This is a genomic window from Flavobacterium sp. YJ01, assembly GCF_029320955.1.
In the GTDB taxonomy this organism is placed as follows: domain Bacteria; phylum Bacteroidota; class Bacteroidia; order Flavobacteriales; family Flavobacteriaceae; genus Flavobacterium.
Genome location: NZ_CP119757.1, coordinates 4051773 through 4075821 on the forward strand (window position 1 = coordinate 4051773; position 24049 = coordinate 4075821).

23 protein-coding genes are annotated in these 24049 nt (G+C 32.2%); 12 read left to right on the top strand and 11 right to left on the bottom strand.

Translation table 11 applies throughout. From position 1 onward, the window contains the following. Positions 1–101: 101 nt before the first annotated feature. Positions 102–1154, top strand: coding sequence for a hypothetical protein (locus P0R33_RS17850; protein ID WP_276172515.1), 1053 nt, complete (start codon positions 102–104; stop codon positions 1152–1154). 96 nt (positions 1155–1250) lie between these two features. Next, on the top strand, positions 1251–2111 hold the full coding sequence (locus P0R33_RS17855; protein ID WP_276172516.1) for an SdiA-regulated domain-containing protein: 861 nt from the start codon (positions 1251–1253) through the stop codon (positions 2109–2111). Between the two features lie 126 nt (positions 2112–2237). On the opposite strand, the gene P0R33_RS17860 is transcribed toward P0R33_RS17855, so the two are convergent. After that, complete coding sequence (locus P0R33_RS17860; protein ID WP_276172517.1) at positions 2238–5969, bottom strand: metallophosphoesterase; 3732 nt, start codon at positions 5967–5969, stop codon at positions 2238–2240. Between the two features lie 26 nt (positions 5970–5995). Between P0R33_RS17860 and P0R33_RS17865 the strand changes: the two genes are divergently transcribed. Then, on the top strand, positions 5996–7174 hold the full coding sequence (locus P0R33_RS17865; protein WP_276172518.1) for a Pycsar system effector family protein: 1179 nt from the start codon (positions 5996–5998) through the stop codon (positions 7172–7174). Between the two features lie 166 nt (positions 7175–7340). On the opposite strand, the gene P0R33_RS17870 is transcribed toward P0R33_RS17865, so the two are convergent. Beyond that, a complete protein-coding gene (locus P0R33_RS17870) occupies positions 7341–9710 on the bottom strand; it encodes a GAF domain-containing protein (RefSeq protein ID WP_276172519.1) in 2370 nt (789 codons plus the stop codon). 229 nt (positions 9711–9939) lie between these two features. Between P0R33_RS17870 and P0R33_RS17875 the strand changes: the two genes are divergently transcribed. Then, positions 9940–10692 carry an SDR family oxidoreductase gene (locus P0R33_RS17875; RefSeq protein WP_276172520.1) on the top strand — a complete coding sequence of 251 codons (753 nt, stop codon included), beginning with the start codon at positions 9940–9942 and terminating at the stop codon, positions 10690–10692. 72 nt (positions 10693–10764) lie between these two features. Continuing rightward, positions 10765–11346 carry a TetR/AcrR family transcriptional regulator gene (locus P0R33_RS17880; protein WP_276172521.1) on the top strand — a complete coding sequence of 194 codons (582 nt, stop codon included), beginning with the start codon at positions 10765–10767 and terminating at the stop codon, positions 11344–11346. 84 nt (positions 11347–11430) lie between these two features. Here P0R33_RS17880 and P0R33_RS17885 read toward each other — a convergent pair whose 3' ends face one another. The 9 genes from P0R33_RS17885 to P0R33_RS17925 form a co-directional block, all read right to left on the bottom strand. Further along, positions 11431–12489 (bottom strand): nucleoid-associated protein, encoded by a 1059-nt coding sequence (locus tag P0R33_RS17885; protein ID WP_276172522.1) that lies wholly within the window; start codon positions 12487–12489, stop codon positions 11431–11433. A gap of 39 nt (positions 12490–12528) precedes the next feature. Then, positions 12529–12894 (bottom strand): four helix bundle protein, encoded by a 366-nt coding sequence (locus P0R33_RS17890; protein WP_276172523.1) that lies wholly within the window; start codon positions 12892–12894, stop codon positions 12529–12531. A gap of 94 nt (positions 12895–12988) precedes the next feature. After that, complete coding sequence (locus tag P0R33_RS17895) at positions 12989–13531, bottom strand: hypothetical protein (RefSeq protein WP_276172524.1); 543 nt, start codon at positions 13529–13531, stop codon at positions 12989–12991. Positions 13532–13730: 199 nt separating this feature from the next. Further along, on the bottom strand, positions 13731–14330 hold the full coding sequence (locus tag P0R33_RS17900) for an HPP family protein (RefSeq protein ID WP_276172525.1): 600 nt from the start codon (positions 14328–14330) through the stop codon (positions 13731–13733). An 82-nt stretch (positions 14331–14412) separates the two neighbouring features. Next, positions 14413–15693 (bottom strand): chloride channel protein, encoded by a 1281-nt coding sequence (locus P0R33_RS17905; protein WP_276172526.1) that lies wholly within the window; start codon positions 15691–15693, stop codon positions 14413–14415. Positions 15694–16038: 345 nt separating this feature from the next. Further along, complete coding sequence (locus P0R33_RS17910; protein WP_276172527.1) at positions 16039–16428, bottom strand: VOC family protein; 390 nt, start codon at positions 16426–16428, stop codon at positions 16039–16041. Next, positions 16428–17003, bottom strand: a complete 576-nt coding sequence (locus P0R33_RS17915; RefSeq protein WP_276172528.1) for a sugar O-acetyltransferase — start codon at positions 17001–17003, stop codon at positions 16428–16430. The genes P0R33_RS17910 and P0R33_RS17915 overlap by 1 nt, the downstream gene beginning before the upstream one ends. Before the next feature lie 3 nt (positions 17004–17006). Next, the gene (locus P0R33_RS17920; protein WP_276172529.1) at positions 17007–17465 is read right to left on the bottom strand and encodes a YciI family protein; all 459 of its coding nucleotides are present in this window, start codon (positions 17463–17465) and stop codon (positions 17007–17009) included. A gap of 165 nt (positions 17466–17630) precedes the next feature. Further along, positions 17631–18089, bottom strand: coding sequence for a DinB family protein (locus P0R33_RS17925; protein ID WP_276172530.1), 459 nt, complete (start codon positions 18087–18089; stop codon positions 17631–17633). 143 nt (positions 18090–18232) lie between these two features. Between P0R33_RS17925 and P0R33_RS17930 the strand changes: the two genes are divergently transcribed. The 7 genes from P0R33_RS17930 (at position 18233) to P0R33_RS17960 (ending at position 24020) form a co-directional block, all read left to right on the top strand. Further along, complete coding sequence (locus P0R33_RS17930; RefSeq protein ID WP_276172531.1) at positions 18233–20398, top strand: TonB-dependent receptor; 2166 nt, start codon at positions 18233–18235, stop codon at positions 20396–20398. 278 nt (positions 20399–20676) lie between these two features. Next, positions 20677–21297 carry a hypothetical protein gene (locus P0R33_RS17935; protein ID WP_276172532.1) on the top strand — a complete coding sequence of 207 codons (621 nt, stop codon included), beginning with the start codon at positions 20677–20679 and terminating at the stop codon, positions 21295–21297. Positions 21298–21322: 25 nt separating this feature from the next. Further along, positions 21323–22675, top strand: a complete 1353-nt coding sequence (locus P0R33_RS17940; RefSeq protein ID WP_276172533.1) for a histidine kinase — start codon at positions 21323–21325, stop codon at positions 22673–22675. Then, positions 22675–23001 (top strand): 2TM domain-containing protein, encoded by a 327-nt coding sequence (locus P0R33_RS17945; RefSeq protein ID WP_276172534.1) that lies wholly within the window; start codon positions 22675–22677, stop codon positions 22999–23001. Before P0R33_RS17940 ends, P0R33_RS17945 begins: the two co-directional genes overlap by 1 nt. After that, positions 22982–23311: a 2TM domain-containing protein gene (locus P0R33_RS17950; RefSeq protein ID WP_276172535.1), complete on the top strand. Its 330-nt coding sequence runs from the start codon at positions 22982–22984 to the stop codon at positions 23309–23311. The genes P0R33_RS17945 and P0R33_RS17950 overlap by 20 nt, the downstream gene beginning before the upstream one ends. Before the next feature lie 2 nt (positions 23312–23313). Next, positions 23314–23619, top strand: a complete 306-nt coding sequence (locus tag P0R33_RS17955; RefSeq protein WP_276172536.1) for a 2TM domain-containing protein — start codon at positions 23314–23316, stop codon at positions 23617–23619. Between the two features lie 20 nt (positions 23620–23639). Next, positions 23640–24020, top strand: a complete 381-nt coding sequence (locus tag P0R33_RS17960) for a 2TM domain-containing protein (RefSeq protein ID WP_276172537.1) — start codon at positions 23640–23642, stop codon at positions 24018–24020. Positions 24021–24049: the final 29 nt, after the last annotated feature.

A 24049-nucleotide genomic window follows, 5' to 3' on the forward strand; every position in this document is an offset into this window, starting at 1 on the left:
TCTGGTTTTAGTTTTTAGTATGACGAGTCAATTTGAATTTTGTTACTTTAAATTCTAACATTAAATCGTATTGATGTAAATTTGTATTAAAGATATTCAAAATGAGCGAGCCTTTAATGGTTTTAAAAAAACCTTCTTATCCTTTAACACAGCCACTTTTAAGTTATTTAGAACGATACGAACGTATTTCTAAAGTTTCTGTGTTTTATGATGATTTGCTTCGTTTTTCGGGTTCAATTAATGTTTACGATAAAAACGATACCGATACGCTTTGGATTCGAGTTTATTACGGAGAATTTGAACGTAATGAGATTGATTTGAATTTAAAGAAAATCTATTCGCTTTTGCATTCTGATGGAAATAGTGAAATCATTCAGTATCTAAATGTCGACGCGATTGATTATTGTACTTTCGGAAATTCAAAGCCTTTTAGAATAAAAGTCAGAAATATTCTCAACGATAATTACGTTCATTTTTACATCAAAAAAGCCGACGCTTCTAGAATTTACGGATTAGAGTTGGAGGATATTCTTTCGCCAGATAAAATCAATTTTTTGGTTTATAAAGACACTTTGATAGAAGAACATATTATCGGAATTCCAGGTGATGTTTTTATGGATACTTTGTTAGACAGTTGCTCGGAAACCGAAAAAGCACAAATCGCAAAAGAGTTTGTAAAGTTTAACGAACGCTGTATGATTCGTCTTTTAGGAGATATGCGCGCCTATAATTACGTGATTGTCCCGATTCATGATTTTGATCAAGTAGTTTATAAAATTCGCCCAATCGATTTTGATCAGCAATGTTATGAAGGGAATTTTAAAGTATATCGTCCGCAATTTTTCAAAGAAAATTTTCCGATGATTCAATTGATTAAAGAAAAATTAGAAGAACGTTCGATTATTCAGTATAAAGATGAAGAAAGAGCGATTTTGGCAAAACGTATACATTCGGCAGAAACCAGAATTCATAAATTGTTGAATATAATGTGCCACGATACGATTTCAACGCAAGAACATTTATTGCAATTAAAAATGGAATTGTACCGATATACCAACGATATGAAATTTAAAAATGCCAAATCGATGGGGCATATCATGCATGCTGCATTCGAATTTATTACACGTAATTTTAAAAATACACATTTAGTATAAAATTATCTCGCCACAGATTTTACAGATTAAAATGATTTTTCTATAATTTTTTAATCCATATAATCCGTAAAATCTGTGTCTAAAAAAATAAATCTTATGAAAAAATATTTTTTAGTTTTTGGTTCTATAATTTTATTGGCTTGTCAGCAGCAATCTAATTCTAATTTTAAAGAACTTTATTCACTTCCGAAAAAATTAAAAGAAGTCTCAGGAATTACCTATTTTCCTGAAACAAATATTCTTTATACTTTGGAAGACAGCGGTAATAAAAATGCTATTTACGCTGTAGATTCTAAAGGGAAATTAGCTAAAACGATAACCATTTCTAACGCGACAAATATAGATTGGGAAGACATTACAAAAGACAAAGCAGGAAATATTTACATTGGTGATTTCGGAAATAATGATAATGAAAGAAGAGATTTATGCATTTATAAAGTAGCAAAAAATCAACTGAATAATGATTTGGCTAAAGCCGAATATAAAATTTCATTCTCATATCCGGAACAAAAAGAATTTCCGCCAAAGAAAAAAGAAATGTTTTATGATGTTGAAAGTTTCTTTGAACATGGAGGTTATTTCTATCTTTTTACCAAAAACAGAAGTAAAGGTTTTGACGGAACAGCATTTATCTACAAAATCAAAAATACGCCAGGAACTCAAAAAGCAGTGAAAATAGGAGAATTTAAAACCTGCAGCAATTATAATCATTGTGTTTTAACAGGTGCGACAATTAGCCCAGATGGGAAAAAAGTAGCATTATTAAGTCATGATAAAGTGCTTTTATTCAAAGGTTTTAAAGGAGATTTATTTCATAAAGGAACCCAAACGCAAATAGAACTAAATCATTTTTCTCAAAAAGAAGCGATCGTTTTTAAAGACAACAATACCCTTTTGATCGCCGATGAAAAAGCCGATAAAATAGGAGGGAACGTCTATGAATTTAAATTGAAATAAAAAGTTTGCCACGAATTACACAAATTTTCACTAATTTTTATTTTAAATATAATTCGTGGAAATTTGTGTAATTCGTGGCAAAAAAAACTTTGAACCTTTGTCACTTTGTTCCTCTGAACCTAACCGCTAAAAGCTGTAAGCCGCTCCAAAAATCACCCTTCCAATTTCGTCAGGCGATTTAAAATATGAAATTCTAGCTGTAAGTACGTTAATGGCATTTAACCAAAGTCCGCCACCGTAATCATGGTGCCATTTTTTAGAATCTTCGCCATCAAGCCAAACTCTTCCGTAGTCGAAACCACCTAAAATTCCGTATGTAAAAGGAGCAATCGTTTTACGAATCTTTCCAATGCTTAAGCGTAAATCAGAACTTTGAGAAAAATACGAATTTCCTAAGAAACGCTCATTTCTAAAACCTCTTAAATCAGTATCGCCGCCTAAAGCCGCACCTTGATAAAATTCATAATTATTATTGAAAATAGCTTTTCCTTTAAGATAACTTGCCAAAACCAGTTTTCCGTTTTTATCAATTTTATGCGTAAATCCTAAAGCACTTTCTAGAGTAGGAAAGTTTTTGCTGGTTTCATCAAGGTTAGCAGTCCAAGTTCCAGCAATCATAAAAAACATTCCTAAAGTTGGTTTCGCTGCAAAATCAGAATTTTTGAACAGATATTTCACTTTCAAACTTCCGTAATTCTGAGTATTAAAGACATCTGGATTTACAATTCCTGGAATATTGATATATCTATTTTCAGTTTCTTCAACCGTCATTCTCTGGAAAATTGGCTGAATGCTAAATTCGCTTCCATATCTTCCAACATGTCGAATGGCGCCCGAAGCATTAAATTTTCTAATACGAACTCGGTTATAATCCAAACTCAAATCATCATCATATTGCGCTTCATTTCCGTAACCAAAATAGTTCATTGCAAAATTTGGCGTAGTATAAAGTGATTCAACATCAATAACCCATTTTCCTAATAATCCAGGGAAATGCGCCGCATAATTAAACTCTAAACCTCCAGTTGCGAAGTAATAAAAAGCATTTAAAACATGTCTCTGCGTGTACGGATTCTGTTTAAAATTATTAACTGTATAATTCAAATTAATACCAACTTTTACACCATCATCAGGATTAAAACCAATATTTGGAAGACCAGAAACTACGTTATATTTTGGTTTTTCATAATTGTACAAGTTAACATCATAATCGTCGGTTAATTGAGTTTGTGTTTTAGAATCTAAATTATAAGTGTTTTGCTTTGATTTAAAATCATATACAATAACTTTTCTTCCGTTTTCAATGTTGTAAGTGTCATTGTTCTGACCACCAATTAATCGTATTTTGATATTTGACTTGTAATTTCCTTTAACTTCAAAAATATCATCATCATCTAAACCATAAATCCATAAATTTTTGGTTTTAGCATCGGTAACCGTTTTAGTATATTGCAATTCGTCGCCTTCTTTTTTAGATCTGAAAACCTGAATTTCAATGCTTTTTTTAGCGTTATGGTTCAAAACAAACTTGTCTTTTTTATCTGTTCCCGCAATCATAACCGTTCTGCTCAAAACATCAGCATAAATAGCTGCATATTTTTGAAGTTCTTTTTTTCTGTTTTTTAGTTTTCGAATGATTTCGTCAACCGTTTCATCCTGAACTTCTTTAGGCATGTTTTTAAATGACTTTTCTATATCAGCATCCGATAAATTGTCCTGAATATATTTTGCCTGTTCAATCCAATCTTTTTGGTCAGCCGTTTTTAAGAAAGCCAAATCCTGCGGATAAGGTTCTCTACTCAGCCATTTTACATTGCCAATATTATCTTTAAAAGTACGCATGTGGCGCAATGCAGGAATATTCATTAAGATAGAAAGCAAAGCTCCATCATATTTTACAAATGCTTGATCTCTGTCGCGCGGAATAGGTTTGTAAATTACTTTTCCGTCTTTTTTAAATTCGGCCCAGCGCCATTGATCGCTATGTCTGTCCCAATCTCCAATTAAGATGTCAAACAAACGAGCTTTTATGTACTCTTTCTCGTCAACCGAATATTTTTCATCTTTATGAAGATTTAGCATCAAATCATCAGTTCCAATTATATTACTTGGATTTCCAAAGTTTTTTCCATCCAAATGATTATCCGCTGGCCTTTCTTCAATCATATATAATTGATCTCCAAAACCAGCATTGAATTCGCCCAAACCATTTTGTCTCGGAATATAATAAAGTATCGGATTTGTATGAAGAAGCCCAATTTTATTAGACATTCCATCAATTGCGTAAGGCGCATACGGGTGAGAAGTGGTGTAAAAATCGAATAAGAAACTTTCTGCATAAGTATCTTCAAAATCATTTACCACATATTGATCTTTAAAAGCAACAGACTGTAAAAATACTGTGGCACTTTTTTTCATGCCGCGCATTACAAATTCGCGACCTTTTGGATCAGACATTCTTAATGAAACTGATTGATGTCCGCCGCCTTCGCGAATTGGTTTCAAACCGCCTTTTAAAGTATCAACAGTTGCAACTGTGGCTTCAATTGGCATGCTGTAATATTTTCTATAATGTTTTCCGAACAAAAAGCTATGAAACCAACTTTTATCGGTCATTTTTGAAGAATAAATCGAGGTTGTAATTTTTGATGGAAATTTATTTGGAATATCCGAAGCCCAGTTAATTTCTTTGGCTTTTATAATTTCGCGTTCAAAAAGCAGTTTTTCTTTATTGTTTTCATTTCCATAATACGAAACTTTAGCATCGCCGCTTTTAAAAAGAGTTAAAGTTGCGTAACCATTTCCGCCATATGAAAAATCATTTTCATTTATTGCTCTTGCTGCTTCAGATTTAGATCCGGCACCGCTAATAATCTGCTGAATATTTTCTTTACTGATATATTGAAGATTATGATCGTGCCCAGAAACCACAATTACATTTTTCTGCTTTTGCAAAAGAGTTTTAATTCGCTTAGCATAAATTGTATATTGTTTATTTTGAATATCTTGAGGACTTACGCCAGAAGTTTTTCTCAACAAATTGATAAACGAACCAATAATTGGCAAAGGAATTTTTTGCTCTAACGGAAATAATTGTTTTTCTAATGAAAACTGTCCGCCGTGTGTTCCGTTGCTCAATAAAGGATGATGAATAGCAAGGACAACTGTTTTTTCTTGATTTTTGTTTAAAATATTTTCCAGTTCTTCAAAAAAAGCTTCTCGGGTTTTAATCTCGCAATTATCATTAATTGTTGGATGATCGTCCCAATCTTCCAGAAACCATTCACTATCAATAGTTACTAACGTTGTAGTGCTATCTATTTTTACATCTTCAATCGGGCAGGACTTTCTTGGTAAAAATGCTTTTTTGTCATTTAAGTGTTTTGTAACAAAATCTGCCTGTAATTCAAGTCCTTTAATGCCGCTGTACCAATCGTGATTACCAGGAATAAAAACGGTTTTTCCTCGATAACCGTCGGCTAATTTTAATTGATTGGTTAATTTTGTTTCGGCTAAAGCCTTGTCTCCAGACTTTTTATCACTTGGAAAACCTTTCGGGTAAATGTTATCTCCCAAGAAAAGCAACGTCGATTTTTTATTGGCTTTCTTCAATCTTTTATGTAAAAGTTCGAGTGTCTGCTGCGCTTGTTCTTCATCAGCATTTCCTGCATCGCCAACTAAATAAAAAGTATGCGCAATTTTTATAGTATCTGTAGCGTTTTCATTTTCGTTCGCGCTTACATTTTTGCCGTATTGGGGCTTGTGAGTTGCACAAGAATAAACAAGAAAAAGTATTGCCAAAGCAATAGCTCTCGTTTTAATTTTTGCAATAAAATGATTATCCAAAAACAATTTCATAATTTAGTGGTATAAAAATATTCTCTATGAATCTAATAGAACAATCCGAAGATTTCGTCAGTAATTTACTCAAAGATAAACTTTCTAATTTATATTCTTACCATAATTTTAACCATACTTTCACTGTGGTTACAGCGGTAAAAGAGCTTTGTAAAAAAGAAGATGTCGAAGCTGATGATAAAGAGGCGCTTTTAGTAGCGGCTTGGTTTCATGATACAGGATATGTTCATGGATATGAAAATCACGAAAGTACAAGCACTAAAGTAGCTGCTGACTTTTTGCGAGAAAAAGGAAAATCAGAGGAATTTATAGCACTTGTTTCCAGTTTGATTTTAGCTACAGCTAAAGAATATGAGCCGAAAACACATTTAGAAAAAATTATTAAAGATGCCGATTATGCGCATTTAATGGGAACTGAATATACCACAACTTGCGAATTATTGCGTTTAGAATTAAAAAATACCGGAATTGTAAGTTTCTCAAATGCCGAATGGACAAGAGAAAATTTGAATTTCTTATTGAACAAACATCGTTTTTATACCGATTATGCTTTAAGAAAATGGCAACCTTTAAAAGAAAAAAATCTATTATTGATTCAGAAAAAAATCAATAAACAAGAATTAAAAGCTGCCGCTGCCATCGAAGAAGAAAACAAAAAGAAAGATAAAACAGAAAAACCAGATCGCGGAATTGATACTTTATTTCGTGTTACACTTGGAAACCACACGCGTTTAAGCGGAATTGCCGATAGTAAAGCAAATATTTTATTGTCTGTAAATGCAATTATTATTTCGATTGCGCTTTCGTCGATTATTCCAAAATTGGATAGTCCGAAAAATGCGCATTTGGTTGTTCCGACTTTTATTATGCTGATGTCTAGTGTAATTACGATTATTTTTGCGATTCTTTCGACAAGACCAAAAGTAACATCAGGATTTTTTACAAGAGGAGATGTCGAAGCTAAAAAAGTAAATTTAATGTTCTTCGGAAATTTCTATAAAATGCCTTTGGAAGATTACGATTGGGCAATGAATGAAATGATGAAAGACCGTGATTATCTTTATTCAACCATGATAAAAGATTTATATTATCTAGGTTTGGTTTTACAGCGAAAATATAATCTACTCCGAATTGCCTACAATTTCTTTATGTTCGGATTGATTATAACGGTAATCTCGTTTGTTATTGCTTTTAAATCTATTTAAAAATTTCACGTGTAATTTAGACGCAGATTTTACGGATTCGCTATCGCGAAGACGCGGATAGACACAGATTCTTTTTCTAGTAATTAAAAATCAGTTTTATCTGCGTCTTCGCGATAGCGAATCAGTTTTATCCGTGTTCCCAAAAGCCCAAAAAAAAGCTCAACTTTTAGTTGAGCTCATCTAATAAATCTTGATAGGTTATTTTTTTTGTCTTCAAATTGGAAGTGTTATTAATTACTTTAACACGAATCGCTCTCAAACCAGAAACGCCTTGAAGATCTTCTACTTCAAATTGTTCAATTGCTGGCTCTAAAATTTTCTTGTGCTGCAGGTATTTTATATATTTTAAATATTCTGCTTCTTCACTATTTTGAGAGTAAACAATTGTAATTTTTTCTTTTTCAGTAATTCTCTCGTTTGTTCCTTTAATGTTCGATTTGTCAATTCGTTTTTTAACGACTTCATATCTTGCATTATACGTTCCGTCAACATCAAAACGTTTTTCATCCATTCTAAAACGAATAGAAAGCGGAGAACTGAAAACCAAAATCAAAGAAGTTACATCCAATTCATATGGAAGTGATTCTTTAAGTTCGTGATGTTCTAATTCCATTTCGCATAAAGTCTGCAATTGCCATAAACGAAGATTATGTAAATACATAATATCAAAAGGTTTAGTTGGCGAAATTGAAGCTCCAATATATAAATTATGTTCAACACCATCCGTTTTAAAACGTTCGTAATAGTGTGGATATATTTGTTGCGCTTCAACTTGTTTTTTGTCTAAAACCGTTGCTAGCCTTTTGTTGATAATAGACATTGCGTTATCAAACTTTTTTCTTTCGTGATAAAACATTCCAGTTTTTTCATCCAGCTTTTCAAAATAAAGTTCTGCTAATTTTTCGTCTTTAGCGCTGCCTTTTGTGTTTTTTAAAATCGGATGAATTTCTTCTTCAATATAACGCTGAATATGTTGTTCTGTATCTGCTTTTAAAGGAAAATCCAATTCACTTCGAAGTGATTCTAATTCAAATTTTCTTTGTTCTAAAAGAACTAGATTCGAATTTGGTTTCTGATTATCAAAGATTTCCAAAAGAGCTGTAAGCTGACTTTTCAAATCAGTTTTTACAGTTTCATTTCGATGTTCAGACGAACCTTTAATATCTATTTGACCATAAAGCGGAAATACATTTTTAAAAACAATTTCCTTAAAAATATAATCTTTGGTATGATTTAGATTTTGAAAATAATTTTGAGATTCTTTTTTAAATTTCCAATAGACACTTGGGTGAATTGTAGTGTACTCACGCTGAATAATAGCTTCAACTTGATGCTGCATATCCGTATTGTAACGATCAATTGTGTCTGTTAAATACGGCAGAACTAAATCCAATTTTGTGGCATTTACGCTATTTAAATCTCTTGGCTTTTCAGAAACTAATTCTACAACACCCAACAAATGACCGTCTTTTATAACTGGAGCAAAAATACAGCTTTGAATATTTTGCTTTAATAAATGCTCGCCAAGTCTTTTATTTGTTGATTCTTCTGTGAATTTTTTGACATTAGAAATTACAAAAGGCTCATTCTTGTCCAATAAATTTTCGAATGAACAGCCAAAAAAAGCATTTTTACAATCTAATTCCTGTTCGGTCGAAAGTAAAAAACTTCTAAGTTGTGTGTCATATTTTTCGGGTCTTAGAAATTTCTCTTCTTCTGGATTATAAATAATGAAACCGACTTTTAGATTCGCAAGATTAAAAATAGACTGAAATATGTTAGAAATCTCCTCTCCTGAAGTAGCGGTTGTTGCGCCAGGTTTTAGCAAATTACTTTTTAAAGTAGAAATTGCACTTTCTGTCGTAGCGTCAAATAAAGAAACAATTCCAAAACCTCTTAAAATCCAACTTCCTTTTGGGAATTTAGATTTCCATAAATCAATATCATTATAATTATCAATAAGCTGGTCAATATCTTCCTGAGTTAAATCAATAGCATTTTCGGTCGGAATAATTTCCATGAAATCAGCATTATACAAAATTCTGTAATGCCTTTCTACACCATTTTCATCTGGAATATCGTAGAAAAAAGGCTGATTAAAGTCAATATGCTGATTGTAATAATAGCTAAGAATCAAACAGCAATTATTGATATAGAATTGATGTTCGCTAAAATCACGAATTTCCATATAAAATTCATCTCCAGCATTTTTAAGAATTTTTTTGAAACGTTCTGTGTAATTAAAAGAGATATTTTGAAATGGAATCGTAACCGCTTTTATTTCGTTGTGAGTTAACGCAGTCGGAAATAAATCGGCTAATATATTTTTGATTAAAGCTTCATTGTCTTTAATAACAGAATAATCGGTAATTCCTGTTCGTAATTCTGGAATCAAATCGATCTGTTCTAAAATAGCTTTGGCGTAATTTGATCTGTAATCAACATCAGACAAAGCAATTTCTTCAAAAGATTCAATTAGCTTATGAAAAGAGATTATGGTGGCAAAAGGACTTTCTTTGAAAAATTGAATATCCATCTTAGTTTATTTTTAATGCAAAATTAATGATAAATTAAGAATCTATGACATTTTACTATTTCTTTCCTTTATAATTAAATAATGATATCCTTTATAAATAAAGGCTTGAAAAAGCACTCTTGTAAAATTAACTAATTTTTAACACAAATAATAACGGAACGATCGTTCCGTTATTATATCTTTGTACCATAATAATTGAATAATCAATAACTTAAAAAAAATTATAAAAATGAAAAATTTAGAAAACAAAGTAGCAATCGTGACAGGTGGAAACAGTGGAATAGGATACGCAGCAGCGGCAGATTTAGTAGCAAAAGGAGCAAAAGTAATTGTAACAGGAAGAAACAAAGAGGCTTTAGTGAAAGCAGAAACAGAATTGAATGTTACTGGAATCGTTGCAGATCAATCTGATTTAAAATCAATTGACAGTTTGGTAGAACAAGTAAAAGCACAATTCGGAAAAGTTGATATTTTATTCTTAAATGCAGGAATCGCAGCTTTTGCTCCAGTAGATTCAGCTTCAGAAGATCATTATGACAGTATTATGAATGTGAACGTTAAAGGAGTTTATTTTACAGTTCAAAAAGTCTTGCCAATTTTAAACGATGGAGGTTCTATTATTTTTAATACTTCCGTAAATGCCCAATTAGGAATGCCAGGCTCAAGCGTATATGGAGCAAGTAAAGCAGCAGTTTTATCATTAAACAGAATTTTTGCAGCAGAATTAGCACCAAGAAAAATCAGAGTAAATGCGGTTTCTCCTGGTCCAATTGAAACTCCATTATACGGTAAAGTTGGTTTAGAAAAAGAAGAAGTAGAAGGTTTAGGAGCTGCTTTAGGAAACAAAATTTTGTTGAAACGTTTTGGACAAGCTGCAGAAGTTGCTAAAACAATCAGTTTCTTAGCTTCAGATGATTCTTCATTCATTACAGGAACTGAAATTGTTGTTGACGGCGGACTTACTGTAAATACAGTATTATAATTTTTTTGACTAATTCAGGAACGATTGTTCCGTATTTTTAGTATCTTTGGAGATGAATTTAATTTTGAAGCGATGGCTAGAACGAAAGAATTTAACGAAGATCAGGCTTTAGAGAAAGCAATTGAAATTTTTTGGCACAAAGGTTACAACGGAACTTCTGCACAAGATTTGGTAACGCATTTAGGATTAAGTCGTTCGAGTTTGTATGATACTTTTGGCGATAAGCAAAAGCTTTTTGTAAAGTCTTTAAAACGCTATCAGCAACAAAACCAGGAAAGTTTAACAGAGCTTTTTGAAAACTCTGAGAATATCAGAACAACAATTACCGAAATTTTCAAACAAGCTGTTTTAGAAAGCCTTCAAGACAACATTACAAAAGGTTGTTTTATGGTAAATTCTGCGGTCGAATTGGCGATGCACGATCCTGAAATTGGAAAAATTGTTCACGATAACCAGAAAGTGGTTGAAGATATTTTTTATAATGCGGTAAAAAAAGGGCAGGAGTCAGGTCAGATTTCAGATAAACAAGAAGCCAGATCGCTAGCGCGTTTTATCTTTAATAATTATTCGGGAATTCGGGTTTTGGCTAGATCAGGCGAGAAAGACAAACAAGTTTACGATGATATTTTAAAAGCAATTTTTTCTTTATTTTAGAAAGAATTAAAGCAAATAAAAAAGGCAATTACAAATGTAACTGCCTTTTTTTGTTTTAAGTAAGTAATAGAAAATGAAAACTTCTTAGCTTTTTTCTTCTTTGTTGAAGTAAACTAAGTAGTAATACATTTGTTTTTCTTCATCCCAGCCTTTTTCAACAAATTTTTCTGCACTTTCTGGATTAATAAAATCCATTTTGATTTGAATGTGAGTATCTAAATTAATCACATTTTTAATCGATTTTCTAGCGTCAGAAACCGCTGCGTTGGCGATAGGGAATGAGGTTACATCTTCGATGCTGTATTTTTCTCCTTTATCAACTTTATAGTTTTTGAATTCAGGAATCAAATCAGGATTGTCTAATACTTCATTCAAGAAATTCTGCTCTTCAAACTGATCATTTTTAGCGAAATAATTCACAGATCGGTTCATAAACATTACTTCCTCTTTCTTGTCTTCTGCTGGCAAAACTACATCTTTTGCGAAGTTTTGACAGAACTTTAAATATTTTTTAGTGATGAAATTTTCATCTTCAAAAGCATCAACAGATAAAAAGTGCTCCAACCAATAACGCGCGTCGTAACGGTTGCTGTCTACGGTTAAAATTTTGTATCCTTCTTCTTTTTTGTAATTGAAGATCAAACATCCTTTATCCAGTTTATTCAAGTTGATCCCTTGTTGTAGAATCATTTCAAGGTTGCTGTTTTTTTCTTCAAACTGTAAAAAGTCAGCCTGCAATTCGCTTTTAAAAATACCGATTGCATCTACAACATTATTATCAATGCTTAAATTGGTCAAATACGTTACATAAACCTCTCCGTTTTTAATATGCGGATGATTTGATTGCTCGTATAAATGTTTAGTGATGTTTTTAGAAACCTCATGTACACTCGACGGATTTGAGAAAATCTCAGTCGCGTATTTAAACATGTCGTTGTAATCCAAGTCCACTTCGTGTGCAAACTGATAATAGTTTTCTTCTTTTTCTCTAAAAGGCTTAAAAAAGAATTCTTTTATCAAAGGAACAATTTCATCATTTAAATTAAATGGCTGCTCCGATAAAAAAATAGCTTCGTTACGGCTTTTGTTTCCTACGCGGTGTATCGCCAGCGTCTCGATGTGGGTGTTGAAAAGATTTATCATATATTTTTTTAGGTACTGAGGTTCTGAGATGCTAAGGTACTAAGGTTTAGTTCTGTCTTTTATTTTTTTTATAAAAGAAACTAACATTCTTTCTACTTCGCGACTGTCCTCGTATAGGGTGTTAAAATCGTCTTCTTTTAAATAAGATATATTTTTTGCGATCTCTAATTGCGTTTGCATTTCAAATAGAGAACCAATAGAAATGCTTAAAAAACGCAAAAGTTCTTTGTCACTTTCTCTTCCATATCCTTCGGCAATATTGCTTGGAATAGAAATCGAACTACGTCTAATTTGTGAAATTAATCCGAAGATTTCTTCTTTTGGAAATTTGTTTGTTAAGGAATAAATTTTGGTAATCAAGGTCATCGATTTCTGCCAAACCAATAAAGTTCTAAAATTGCTCATTTCTTATTTTTATATTAAACATAAAAATAAGAAAAATCTGTTAAAATAAAGACCTTAGAGCCTTAGCATCTCAGAATCTTAGAACCTCAAAAAGTTAATTCCAATTCTCCTCAAATCCATAATCTTCGAAGCTGTCGTCTCCTTCGAACATATCAAGATCATCTTCGTCTAAATCATCTTCAAATTCTCCGTAAATATCGTTGTGCATGTCATCAGCTTCGAAGTTTTTTTCAAGAGCTTCATCAGGCATTTCACCGTGAGAGAATAAAGTTTCTGGGTAAGTTGCTCCTACAGCTTCGTCTTCGATTGCAGCCAATTCAACCAAGAAAGTCCACATACTAATAAAATCGTAAACGTAGATAATCTTTGTATTTTCTTTATCTAAAATACTAGATAACGGATAATCGTTCATGGTTCTCATTTCGCCAGGAACATCTCCTGTATCAAAAAGCGGAATTTCATCTTCTTGATTCCAAGTATCATCACAAGTATAAAATGAAGCTACTTCAGATCCGTCAAAACCAAAAGCATTGAAGATTGCATTATGCAAATCCTCAAGTGTATCTTCCTCAAGAATAGCAATGTCTCTAAAAATATCTTCTTCGGCGTCTAGAATTACTCTAAATTTATAAACCATAATCTGTGTTTTTATTGAGAGGTCAAAGGTAAAATATAAAAAACGAAATACGAATTAGGAATTGCGATTTGTTGAAAAGATTTTTAAAATGGAATAATGAAGTTCGAAATACGATTGTCATCCTGAGCGAAGTCGAAGGCTCGCAAATTGGAATGTGGCTTCGACTCCGCTCAGCCTGACAAACGGAACTTAAAAAAAACTATTTTCTCGCCAATCTCTTTCGAATCTTATGATAATGTTTGTGATAAGTACTGTGGCTCGGATAACTTCTGCTCGAAGTCATATTATTAAAAATCAAAGCCGTTAAAAATAAAATCAAAACTCCACTTAAAACAGGAGAAAGAACATACATATAACCTAAAGCTTTTACTTTTTCGGTTCCAATAACAGCAATTAATGCAGTTGCCCCTCCAGGCGGATGAAGCGTTTTGGTAATTTGCATTAAGATTATGGCAATTGAAACGGCCAATGGAGCGGCGATATACATAATATCTGGAACCAATTTATGAACCGTTACACCGACAAGAGCAGAAATAACGTGTCCACCAATTAAATTTCTTGGTTGCGAAAACGGACTCTGGATAATTCCGTAAACCAAAACACTCGAAGCTCCAAAAGAACCGATTAAATAAACTGCGTCAGAACCAGAAAAATGTATCGATTGTACGTAAGCTAAAATTCCAATTCCAACAAATGAGCCTAAAAAAGACCAAAAATGTTCTTTAAAATCAATTAAAGTTTCTTTGTAAAGAATGTAACGTGTTTTGCGGTAGCTTCTTTTTATTTTTTCAGTTGGCATTGTGGTATTATTTTCTCGTTATGCTTTTAAATATATTTTGCTATATCTTTTTAATCTTTAATCCGTAGATTTTAATCTGAGATTATTTCACTAAACTTGGTGAATAACTATAAACGGTATAAGGATAAATCGTTTTTGCAGTGTATTTTGAAATCAAACAAACGGCTAGAATTGGGAAAAATAATGTATAATCGTTTGTTAATCCGCAAACCAGAAAAATAGCTGTAAAAGGCGCATGAATGCTTGCACTCAAAACGGCAGCCATTCCGATAATCATAAAGTTAACCGGAATTACATTTACATGAAAAAAACTGTTTAAAATCGAAGCTAATAATAATCCTAAAAAAGCTCCAATAAATAAACTTGGCGCGAAAACACCGCCGTCACCGCCTGAAGCCAATGTTATTGAGGTAACAATTGGTTTTAGAATTAAAATTCCGATAAATGTCAGCGCTAAAGTAATTGTTAATTGAGCTTGATGCGTATTTCCAAAAATTCCTTTTATAGCGTGATAACCTTCTCCGTATAATTTTGGAAAAAAGAATAAGGAAAGACTCAAAACAGCAGATCCTAAAATGATTTTATAATAATGTGTATCGATTTTTCCGAATTGAGATTTGAAGAATAATACACAACGTGTTAGATAAACAGAATTCATTCCAGCTAAAATTCCTAAAAGAATAAAATACGGAATGGCTTTTAAATTCCATGTTGTAATTGAAACTGCAAATAATGGTTCTTCTTTTAAAATGGTCAATAATCCAAAAGCAATAGAAACGGCAATTAAATTTGAAATGATAAATGCTCGTGTAACTTTTCTTGAAATGACTTCGAAGGCAAATAAAACTCCCGCAATCGGACTGCTAAAAAGTGCCGTAACTCCCGCCGCAACTCCCGCGCAAATTAATTCTGTTTTATATTGACGGAAAACATTTTCTTTTTCGTGCGCAACAGAACCAATAGTTGCTGTGGCTACAACTGTAGAAACTTCGATTCCTGTTGAACCTCCAAAAATAACGGTTAATAATCCATTGATAAAGTGAGATGGAATTTTATAAGATGGAAGATTTTTAGATTTTGATGCTGTACTTTCAAAAACTTCTTTGATTCCTTTGTTTTCTTTTTTCTTAAAAAGATATTGTCTTAAAAAATAGATTACTGACAGACCAAAAACTGGAAATATGATGTAAAATATGGGATGAACTGAAACTTCATGAAAGAAGATTTCTTCGTAGTATTCGGTTATTTTTTTTAGTGAAATTCCGAGAAAGGCTGAAAGAAAGCCAATTAAAATAGAAACAATAACTAATTTTCGGAATTTAATGAATTGATGATTTTTTTTGATTTGCGCCGTTTTGTTCATCAGAGTAAGATTAAGAAATCCGCATTTTTTTTCTGCGGATTACAAAATTAAGCATCAAATTCGGTTTTTTCTAGGAAATCTTCATTTTAGTGTGTTAAAATGAATATAAACAGGAAAATTCTTTCGATGTGTTGTTTTGCCACAAAGGCACTAAGACGAAATTTTTTTTTATAAAACGAATGATTAAAGTCAAAGTTTGTCATTTCGACGAAGGAGAAATCTTCACAAGTAACTCCGCAATCAAAATCGCCAATCTTTGTAGAGCTTCTCGTGGAGATTTCTCCTTCGTCGAAATGACAAAAAATGAGAGAAATCTTTGCGTCTTAGTGCCTTCGTGGCAAAAACTTACCTTTCATAAAACTCAATCGGCAATAAATCAGGATCAGTAATAAAAGTAAAACGTTTTTCAGTAGTTTCGTCAATTCTGATAGGTTCAGATTCTATATTTTTTGAAGTTAAAAATGTGATGGTTTCTTCTAAATTTATTACTTCAAAAGCCAAATGTCTTAAACCAACTGCCTCAGGTCTAGAAGGTCTTTGCGGCGGATTTGGAAAGGAGAATAATTCAACAACATAAGAGCCATTTAAAGCCAAATCTAATTTATAAGATTGGCGTTCTTCGCGATAAATTTCTCTAATAATCGTTAAACCTAAAATCTGAGTGTAGAAATATTTCGATTTTTCGTAATCAGAACATAAAATGGCAATATGATGAACTTTATTAAGTGTGAGCATTATTTTTTAGATTCAGGTTCTTGATTTAATTTTCGGATAACTTTAGCAGGATTTCCAACAGCCAAAGAATTGTCTGGAATATCTTTAGTTACTACAGATCCAGCGCCGATTACACAACCTTTTCCAATAGTAACTCCAGGGCAAATAACAGAATTGCCTCCAATCCAACAATCGTCTCCAATGGTAACAGGATAAGCATTTTCTAATGTTTTTCTTAATTCGGCGTCAAGCGGATGAGAAGCCGTGTAAATTTGAACATTTGGCGCAATAAATACATTTGAGCCAATAATTACAGGCGCACAGTCCAAAACCACACAATTCACATTGAAATAAACGTTTTCGCCTGCAAAAATATTATAGCCATAATCGCAATGAAAAGGTGGTTCAATATATAAACCTGCTCCAGCATTTGGAATCAGTTCGTTTAAAATTTCTTTTGCTTTTTTAGTAACTCTATATTCTTTTACATTTAAACTGTGTAAAAGGTTTTTTGCGGCACGGCGACCTTTTAGTAATTCTGGATCAAAGGCATTGTAGTATTCGCCAGAGATCATTTTTTCTTTTTCTGTTTTCATATTTTACATTTTCGTCTTGGCAATTTTTTCATGAATTTTTACAGTTTCTTGCAAAGCTGCGGTACAATACCAAGGCGTTAATTCGGCTTCCAATAAATTTGCTTTTATAGCTGGATCAGTTTCTACAAGTTTTTTTGCTTCTTCGACAGTTTCCACATTAAATACATAAATGCCTCGATAGTTTCTGTCGTTTTTCATGAAAGGTCCAGCAACAACTAGTTTTCCTTCTTTAGCCAATTTATTAATATTAGCCATATGACCTTCAAATAATTTTTTGCTTTCTTCTTTTGAAGCTGTTGTATTGGTTCCTGATTTTAAAAGACAAAAAACATATTTCTTCATTCCATATTCGTCGGCGTGAAGTGATTTTGCTAAAGCTTCATCATATTTTACTTCGGCTTCTTGCGAAAAAGCGATTGTGGTGAACATCAATACGGCTAGAATAAAAATTGAAGTTTTCATTTGATAAATTAAGTTTTAAAATTAATCTGAGTCTCATTTTTGTCATTCCGACGAAGGAGGAATCTTCACAAGAAACTCCGTGAAGAAATCGTCAATCTTTGTCGAGTTACTTACGAAGATTTCTCGTTCCTCGAAATGACAATATTATGGAAGATCGTATCTTAACTAAAGCAGTTTCTTCAAAATAACAATCTGCCCTAAATGATAAACATCGTGCTGAATAATTCCATGCAAATGTTCGTAATAACTATGACCATTATTAACGTAGATTTTTGCTAAATCAGCATCGTCAAAAGTTTCAAAAAAGGTATTCCAAGATTCTTGTGATTTCGCCAATGTTTGAAGCGATTGTTCCCAAGCAGCTTCAGATGGATCTAAGACAGGAACAAAATAATTATGATCTGGAGTTTTGATGACTTCTCCCTGCATGCGCTCGAGAATATTTCTTCTCCATTGAATTAAATGATTTACTATTTCCCAAATAGTATTCAAATTTGGATTTATTTTTTTGTAAGCCTGTTCTGCCGTTACATTTTGTAAAGTGTTGGCTAGATTAACTTCCAGCCACGGATTTCCATTATAAATGGATTGGTATAAATTTGAAATTCTAACGCTTTCTGACATAAATGGTAATTTTTTGGAATTCCTAGCTAAGATACAAATTATAGTCATTTACAACTCATCCTCGAAATTCTACAATTGGGTTATTATATATTTTTTAACGTTTAATGTTAAAATATATTTGCCTCATCAAAACCAAAGATGATATGAAAACCAAATTATTTTTTACGATTAGCTTTTTATTTTTTACAGCTTTAATTTTTGCTCAAAATACGATTTCGGGAAAAGTTGTAGACCAAAAAGGAAAACCAGTTGTTGGTGCCAACATTTATATAGACGGAACTTACGATGGAGCAACAAGTTCTGAAACGGGAGACTTTTCTTTTGAAACTACAGAAACTGGAAATAAATTTTTAGTGGTTAGTTTTCTACTTTTCGAAACGTTCAAACAAGAAATTGATGTTGCCAATTATAAAAATCAAATCGTTAAACTAAGAGAAAATGTAAATGCACTTGATGCTGTTGTTATTACAGCTGGAACTTTAGAATCTGGAGATAAAGCGAGGGTTTCTGTTTTAAAACCATTAGATATTGTAACAACGGCTGGTTCGGCAGGAAATATTGTGGCTGCTTTACAGACTTTGCCAGGTACTCAAAGCGTAGGTGAGGATGGACGTTTGTTTGTTCGTGGAGGAGAAGCAAATGAAACACAGACATTTGTAGACGGAATTCGTGTTGCGCAACCTTACGGAGCAACAACAAATAATTTGCCAACTCGTAGCCGATTTTCGCCTTTCTTATTTAGCGGAATCGCATTTTCTACTGGAGGTTATTCTGCCGAATATGGTGAAGCATTATCAAGTGTTTTACTTTTAAATACGCAAGACGAAGAAGATCACGAGAAAACTGACATCGGATTTATGACTGTTGGTTTGAGTTTAGGAAATACTCAGAAATGGGAAAAAAGCTCTTTAAGCGTTAATATGATGTATGTAAATCTAGCGCCTTATCAAGCTGTAATTCCACAAAATGTAGATTGGAATAATCCTTATCAATCGCTTGGAGGTGAAACGGTTTACAGATATAAGTTCACAAATGGTGTGTTTAAATTGTATGCTTCTTTCGACTCTGAAAGATTCGATTTAAATCAGAAAAATATCAATTTTGAAAATCCGATTAGAACAGATATGAACAATAATAACTTCTATTTGAATTCATCTTATAAAGGAAGCATTGGGCCAGGATGGCAGTTAACTTCTGGAGTTAGTTATGGTTACAGCAAAAACAAATTGAAATATGATATTACTGGAATTGACAATCAGGAAAATGCTGCGCAATTAAAATTGAAATTGTCAAAAAAAGTTTCAAACCATTTTAAATTTTCTTTTGGAGCAGATTATTTCATTACAAAATTTAATGAAGATATTGCTGACAACGTTTCTCTTAATGTTAACAACGGTTACGACTCTAATATTTTTGCATCTTATGCAGAAGGAGATATTGCATTCTCGAAAAATTTAGCTTTAAAAGTTGGTTTAAGATATTCTAACAACAGCTTGTTGAATGAAAATAATATTGCGCCAAGAGCTTCTTTAGGATATAAAGTTTCAAAAAGCAGTCAATTTTCTTTCGCTTACGGAGATTTTACACAGACACCAGTTGTAGATTATATTAAATATTCTAAATATCATCAATTTGAAAGTGAAAAAGCAAAGCATTATATTTTGAATTACACATTTACAAAACCTGGACAATTGCTTAGAACAGAATTATATTATAAAGATTATAGCAATTTAGTTCAATACGATACAAGAGATATTCAGTATAATTCGGTTTTTAATAACAACGGATCGGGTTATGCAAAAGGTTTTGATTTGCTTTGGAGAGACAGTAATTTGTACAAAAACCTAGAATATTGGATTTCTTATTCTTACATCGATTCAGAAAGGCAATACAAGAACTTTCCAAACATGGTAACTCCTAGTTTTGTTGCAAATCATAATTTATCTGTTGTAACGAAATATTTTATCACAGATTGGAAATCACAAATCGGATTTACTAATAGTTTCAGTTCAGGCCGTCCGTATAATGATCCGAACCAAACACAATTTATGAACGGAAAAACAAAATCTTACAATAGTTTGAGTTTTAACTGGGCGTATTTATTGACAACACAAAAAATCCTTTATTTCTCTGTTTCAAATATTTTAGGAACTCAAAACGTTTTTGGATACGATTACGCAAGAATGCCAGATGCAAGCGGAGTTTATCAAAGACAAGCTATAATTCCAACAGCAGATAGATTTTTCTTCGTAGGTTTCTTCTGGACGATTAGTCAGAATAAAAGCGAGAATCAGTTGAAAAACTTGTAGTTTTTAGGTACAAAGGGACAAAGGGACAAAGGTTCAGAGGTTATTGAAATGAGTTGATTTTTAGGAGAAAGACCTTTGCCCCTTTGTTCCTCTAAACCTTTGCACCTCAAAAAAAACAATTCAGTAACCAAAATCAACAACTCAGTATTATTTAATTTTAAAAGAGTAAAAACCAACATACTTTTGAAGTATAAATTAACAACCAGAGTTTTAATCATCAACAAAAAGCTCAGAACCTTAGTAACTTAGAATCTTAGAACCTTTAAAAAAAAGAAATCATGACCAAAATTATCACCGTTATTACATTATTTGTTTGCAGTTTATTATCTGCACAAACGCAATTTGAACAAGGAATGACAAAAGCTTTTGGGCTTTGGAAAGAAGGAAAAAATACAGAAGCTTCTCAATTATTTGAAAGAATTGCAGCTGCTGAAAAAAATAGTTATCTGCCAAATTATTATATTGCTTTAATCAATACAACGGCAGTATTTACAGAAAAAGACAAAACAAAAATTGCTCTATTATTGACAAAAGCACAAGACGCATTAGACGTAGAATTAATAAAAGATCAAAGCAATTCAGAATTATATGTAATGCAAGCTTTAATCTACACGGGATATGTTGTTGCAGACCCAATGACAAACGGAATGAAATATTCGGGTAAAGTTATGGAAGCTTACGCGAAAGCTAAAGCCTTAGATCCAAACAATCCGAGAGCGGTTTTTGGTGAAGCAGATTACCAATTAGGTGGCGCAAAATGGACAGGAGTTGATACAAAACCTTTATGTGCGCAAGTTGATAAATCTATTGAACTTTTTAATACATTTAAACCAGCAACACCTTTTTCTCCAAAATGGGGATTGGAAAGAGCTTTGGAAATTCAAAAAACTTGTAAATAATAAATTAATATAAGCAGATATTATAATGAAAGAAAGAACATTTACCGATCTGAAAAGTGGAACAATAGTCTGTTTCAAGATTTCTATGATCTTTGCCGTAATATTTTCAGCTTCTTTAGGAGATGATTTAAATGTTAGAAATGTTCTCTTGACCTTTTTTATAAGCTGTCTATATTCTTTCGGATTGGGTTTTGGAAACGGCTTTCTGAATGTGCTTTTAGATAAAAAATGGGATTGGCTAGAACAAACAAATCTTAGAGTTTATTACGGAATTCTGGTAACCGTTTTGTATACAGTTCCCGTAGTTTTAGCCATAAACTATTTCATTTTTGTGGTATTGCAAGATGTAAGTTTAGAGGTGTTTTTCGGGGCAAGAATGATCTGGATACATCTTTTTTATATCATTTTATCTTTAGGAGTTTCGACTTTTTTGCAAGCCAGAAGTTTCATGGTAAAATGGAAAAAAGCTTCAAAAGTTGAAATCACCCAGCAAAAAATTATCGCAGGAACTGCCAGCGCAAAATTCGAAAGTTTAAAAAACCAGATCGATCCGCATTTTTTATTTAATAGTTTAAATGTTTTAAGTTCTTTGATCGAAGAAAATCCAGATAATGCGCAGCGTTTTACTACTTCTTTATCTAAAATTTACAGATATGTTTTAGAACAAAAAGATAAAGAATTGGTTTCTGTTGAAGACGAATTATCATTCGCAAAAACTTACATGAATTTGCTGAAAATGCGTTTCGAAAATAGTTTGTTTTACGAATTGCCAACAGAAAATAGCAATCCAGAGGCAAAAGTGGTTCCGCTTTCTTTACAGCTTTTATTAGAAAATACAGTAAAGCATAATATTGTAAGCGAACAAAAACCATTGCATATTAGAATATTCATTGATGGAGATTATCTGGCGATTCAAAATGATCTTCAGAAAAAAGAAGTTTTGCAAGACAGACAAGGTGTTGGATTGCAGAATATTGTAAATCGATACGGAATTGTAACCGACCGAAGAGTGAAAATTGATCAAGACGAAAAGAATTTCACGGTTAGGATTCCAATTTTAACCAAACAAATTACAGTTATGGAAATGAGTGCAGAATATACAGATGAAGCAAAAGCATATTATAGAGCCAAAAAAAGAGTAGAAGAACTAAAAGGTTTTTACGGAAATATTATTGCATACTGTTGTGTGATTCCTTTTTTAGTTTTTATTAACTTAAAATTTTCACCAGGATTTCAATGGTTTTGGTTCTCTGCTTTAGGATGGGGTTTTGGAGTAGCCATGCATGCTTTTAAAGTTTTTGGATACAGTTCAGACTGGGAAGAACGTAAAATAAGAGAAATTTTAGAAAGAGATAATAAACAAAAAACGTGGAAATAATGACTGATAAAGATTTTACTGAAGCGGACCGTTATTATGATGCTCAGAAAAAAGTAAAAGAAATAAGAGAGTTTTATGAACATCTTACCGTATATGTGTTGTGCAACCCAATTGTAATTGTTGTCAACTACATGGTTTCTCCAGGATATCTCTGGTGGATTTGGTCGGTAATGGGATGGGGAATTGCAATAATCTTACACGGATTGAAAGCTTTTGAATATCCACCATTTTTTAATAGAAAATGGGAGGATAAAAAAATCCAAGAACTTTTAGAAAAAGAAAATAAACGTAGACTTGAAAGTAATCATGGAAACAAATTTGAGTAACGATCAGGAACAAACTATTTTGAAGGAAATGGCCAGCAAAAAAGTGACACAGCTGAAGTCTTTTTACAATCATTTATTCGTTTATGTAATCTCGATGATTGTATTTCTTCTAAAAGAATATACCAATTTGCCACTTCATTTTTTTCCAATAAAATACATCAATTGGGTGGTTATGATTATTTGGTCGGCGGTAATACTTGGTTCTGCTATTGATATGTTTGCGTCTTATAAAATTTTTGGCACACAATGGGAACAACGCAAATTGAAAAGCATCTTAGAAAAAAAATATAAAAAACAAAAATGGGAATAGTCATGGAAAGGAATTTAAGCGAAGAGGAAAGATATATTGCGGCTAAAAAGAAAGTCGAAAATATTAAAGGATTTTATGGAAATCTGGTTTCTTATATATTAGTAAATGCGATTTTAATCTTTATTAATTTATATACATCGCCGCAATATTTATGGTTTTTCTGGCCACTTTTGTGGTGGGGAGTTGGCGTAATCTTTCACGGATTGAAAGTTTTTGAAGTTTTTCCTGGAATGGGTAAAGATTGGGAAGAAAGAAAAATTCAGGAATTTATGGAGAAAGAAAAAGAGAATAAAAACAAGTGGCAATAATTTATTAAAAAAATATAGTTATGGGACGTTTTAGAAGAGAAATGTACGAAGAATATACAAAACAGCATTCTGGAGAATATACTAACGATGAGAGTTACAATGCAGCTTATCAAAAAGTAAAAAAAATAAAAGGATTTTATTCCCATTTGAAGGTTTATGTAATTGTAAATATGATTATTATTGTATCAAGTTTAAGTAGAAATCATTTAGGAAGCGGAATCGATTTTAGCGGTTTATCTGAATGGCATACTTATTCGACAGCATTCTTTTGGGGAATTGGTTTAGTAGCGCACGGATTATCTGTTTTTGCTTCTGAATGGTTCTTTAACTCAGACTGGGAGCAAAAGAAAATCCAAAAATATATGGATAGAGACGCTACAAATAAAAATAAATGGGAGTAACTTTGACCAAATATATTTTTCAAATTTCA

Coding starts and splice junctions, on each gene's coding strand:
- P0R33_RS17860 (WP_276172517.1), bottom strand. CDS start 5,969: ATGAAATTGTTTTTGGATAATCATTTTATTGCAAAAATTAAAACGAGA.
- P0R33_RS17915 (WP_276172528.1), bottom strand. CDS start 17,003: ATGAAAACAGAAAAAGAAAAAATGATCTCTGGCGAATACTACAATGCC.
- P0R33_RS17885 (WP_276172522.1), bottom strand. CDS start 12,489: ATGATAAATCTTTTCAACACCCACATCGAGACGCTGGCGATACACCGC.
- P0R33_RS17850 (WP_276172515.1), top strand. CDS start 102: ATGAGCGAGCCTTTAATGGTTTTAAAAAAACCTTCTTATCCTTTAACA.
- P0R33_RS17920 (WP_276172529.1), bottom strand. CDS start 17,465: ATGAAAACTTCAATTTTTATTCTAGCCGTATTGATGTTCACCACAATC.
- P0R33_RS17855 (WP_276172516.1), top strand. CDS start 1,251: ATGAAAAAATATTTTTTAGTTTTTGGTTCTATAATTTTATTGGCTTGT.
- P0R33_RS17900 (WP_276172525.1), bottom strand. CDS start 14,330: ATGCCAACTGAAAAAATAAAAAGAAGCTACCGCAAAACACGTTACATT.
- P0R33_RS17865 (WP_276172518.1), top strand. CDS start 5,996: ATGAATCTAATAGAACAATCCGAAGATTTCGTCAGTAATTTACTCAAA.
- P0R33_RS17905 (WP_276172526.1), bottom strand. CDS start 15,693: ATGAACAAAACGGCGCAAATCAAAAAAAATCATCAATTCATTAAATTC.
- P0R33_RS17870 (WP_276172519.1), bottom strand. CDS start 9,710: ATGGATATTCAATTTTTCAAAGAAAGTCCTTTTGCCACCATAATCTCT.
- P0R33_RS17940 (WP_276172533.1), top strand. CDS start 21,323: ATGAAAGAAAGAACATTTACCGATCTGAAAAGTGGAACAATAGTCTGT.
- P0R33_RS17895 (WP_276172524.1), bottom strand. CDS start 13,531: ATGGTTTATAAATTTAGAGTAATTCTAGACGCCGAAGAAGATATTTTT.
- P0R33_RS17910 (WP_276172527.1), bottom strand. CDS start 16,428: ATGCTCACACTTAATAAAGTTCATCATATTGCCATTTTATGTTCTGAT.
- P0R33_RS17945 (WP_276172534.1), top strand. CDS start 22,675: ATGACTGATAAAGATTTTACTGAAGCGGACCGTTATTATGATGCTCAG.
- P0R33_RS17935 (WP_276172532.1), top strand. CDS start 20,677: ATGACCAAAATTATCACCGTTATTACATTATTTGTTTGCAGTTTATTA.
- P0R33_RS17880 (WP_276172521.1), top strand. CDS start 10,765: ATGGCTAGAACGAAAGAATTTAACGAAGATCAGGCTTTAGAGAAAGCA.
- P0R33_RS17955 (WP_276172536.1), top strand. CDS start 23,314: ATGGAAAGGAATTTAAGCGAAGAGGAAAGATATATTGCGGCTAAAAAG.
- P0R33_RS17950 (WP_276172535.1), top strand. CDS start 22,982: ATGGAAACAAATTTGAGTAACGATCAGGAACAAACTATTTTGAAGGAA.
- P0R33_RS17890 (WP_276172523.1), bottom strand. CDS start 12,894: ATGAGCAATTTTAGAACTTTATTGGTTTGGCAGAAATCGATGACCTTG.
- P0R33_RS17875 (WP_276172520.1), top strand. CDS start 9,940: ATGAAAAATTTAGAAAACAAAGTAGCAATCGTGACAGGTGGAAACAGT.
- P0R33_RS17930 (WP_276172531.1), top strand. CDS start 18,233: ATGAAAACCAAATTATTTTTTACGATTAGCTTTTTATTTTTTACAGCT.
- P0R33_RS17925 (WP_276172530.1), bottom strand. CDS start 18,089: ATGTCAGAAAGCGTTAGAATTTCAAATTTATACCAATCCATTTATAAT.
- P0R33_RS17960 (WP_276172537.1), top strand. CDS start 23,640: ATGGGACGTTTTAGAAGAGAAATGTACGAAGAATATACAAAACAGCAT.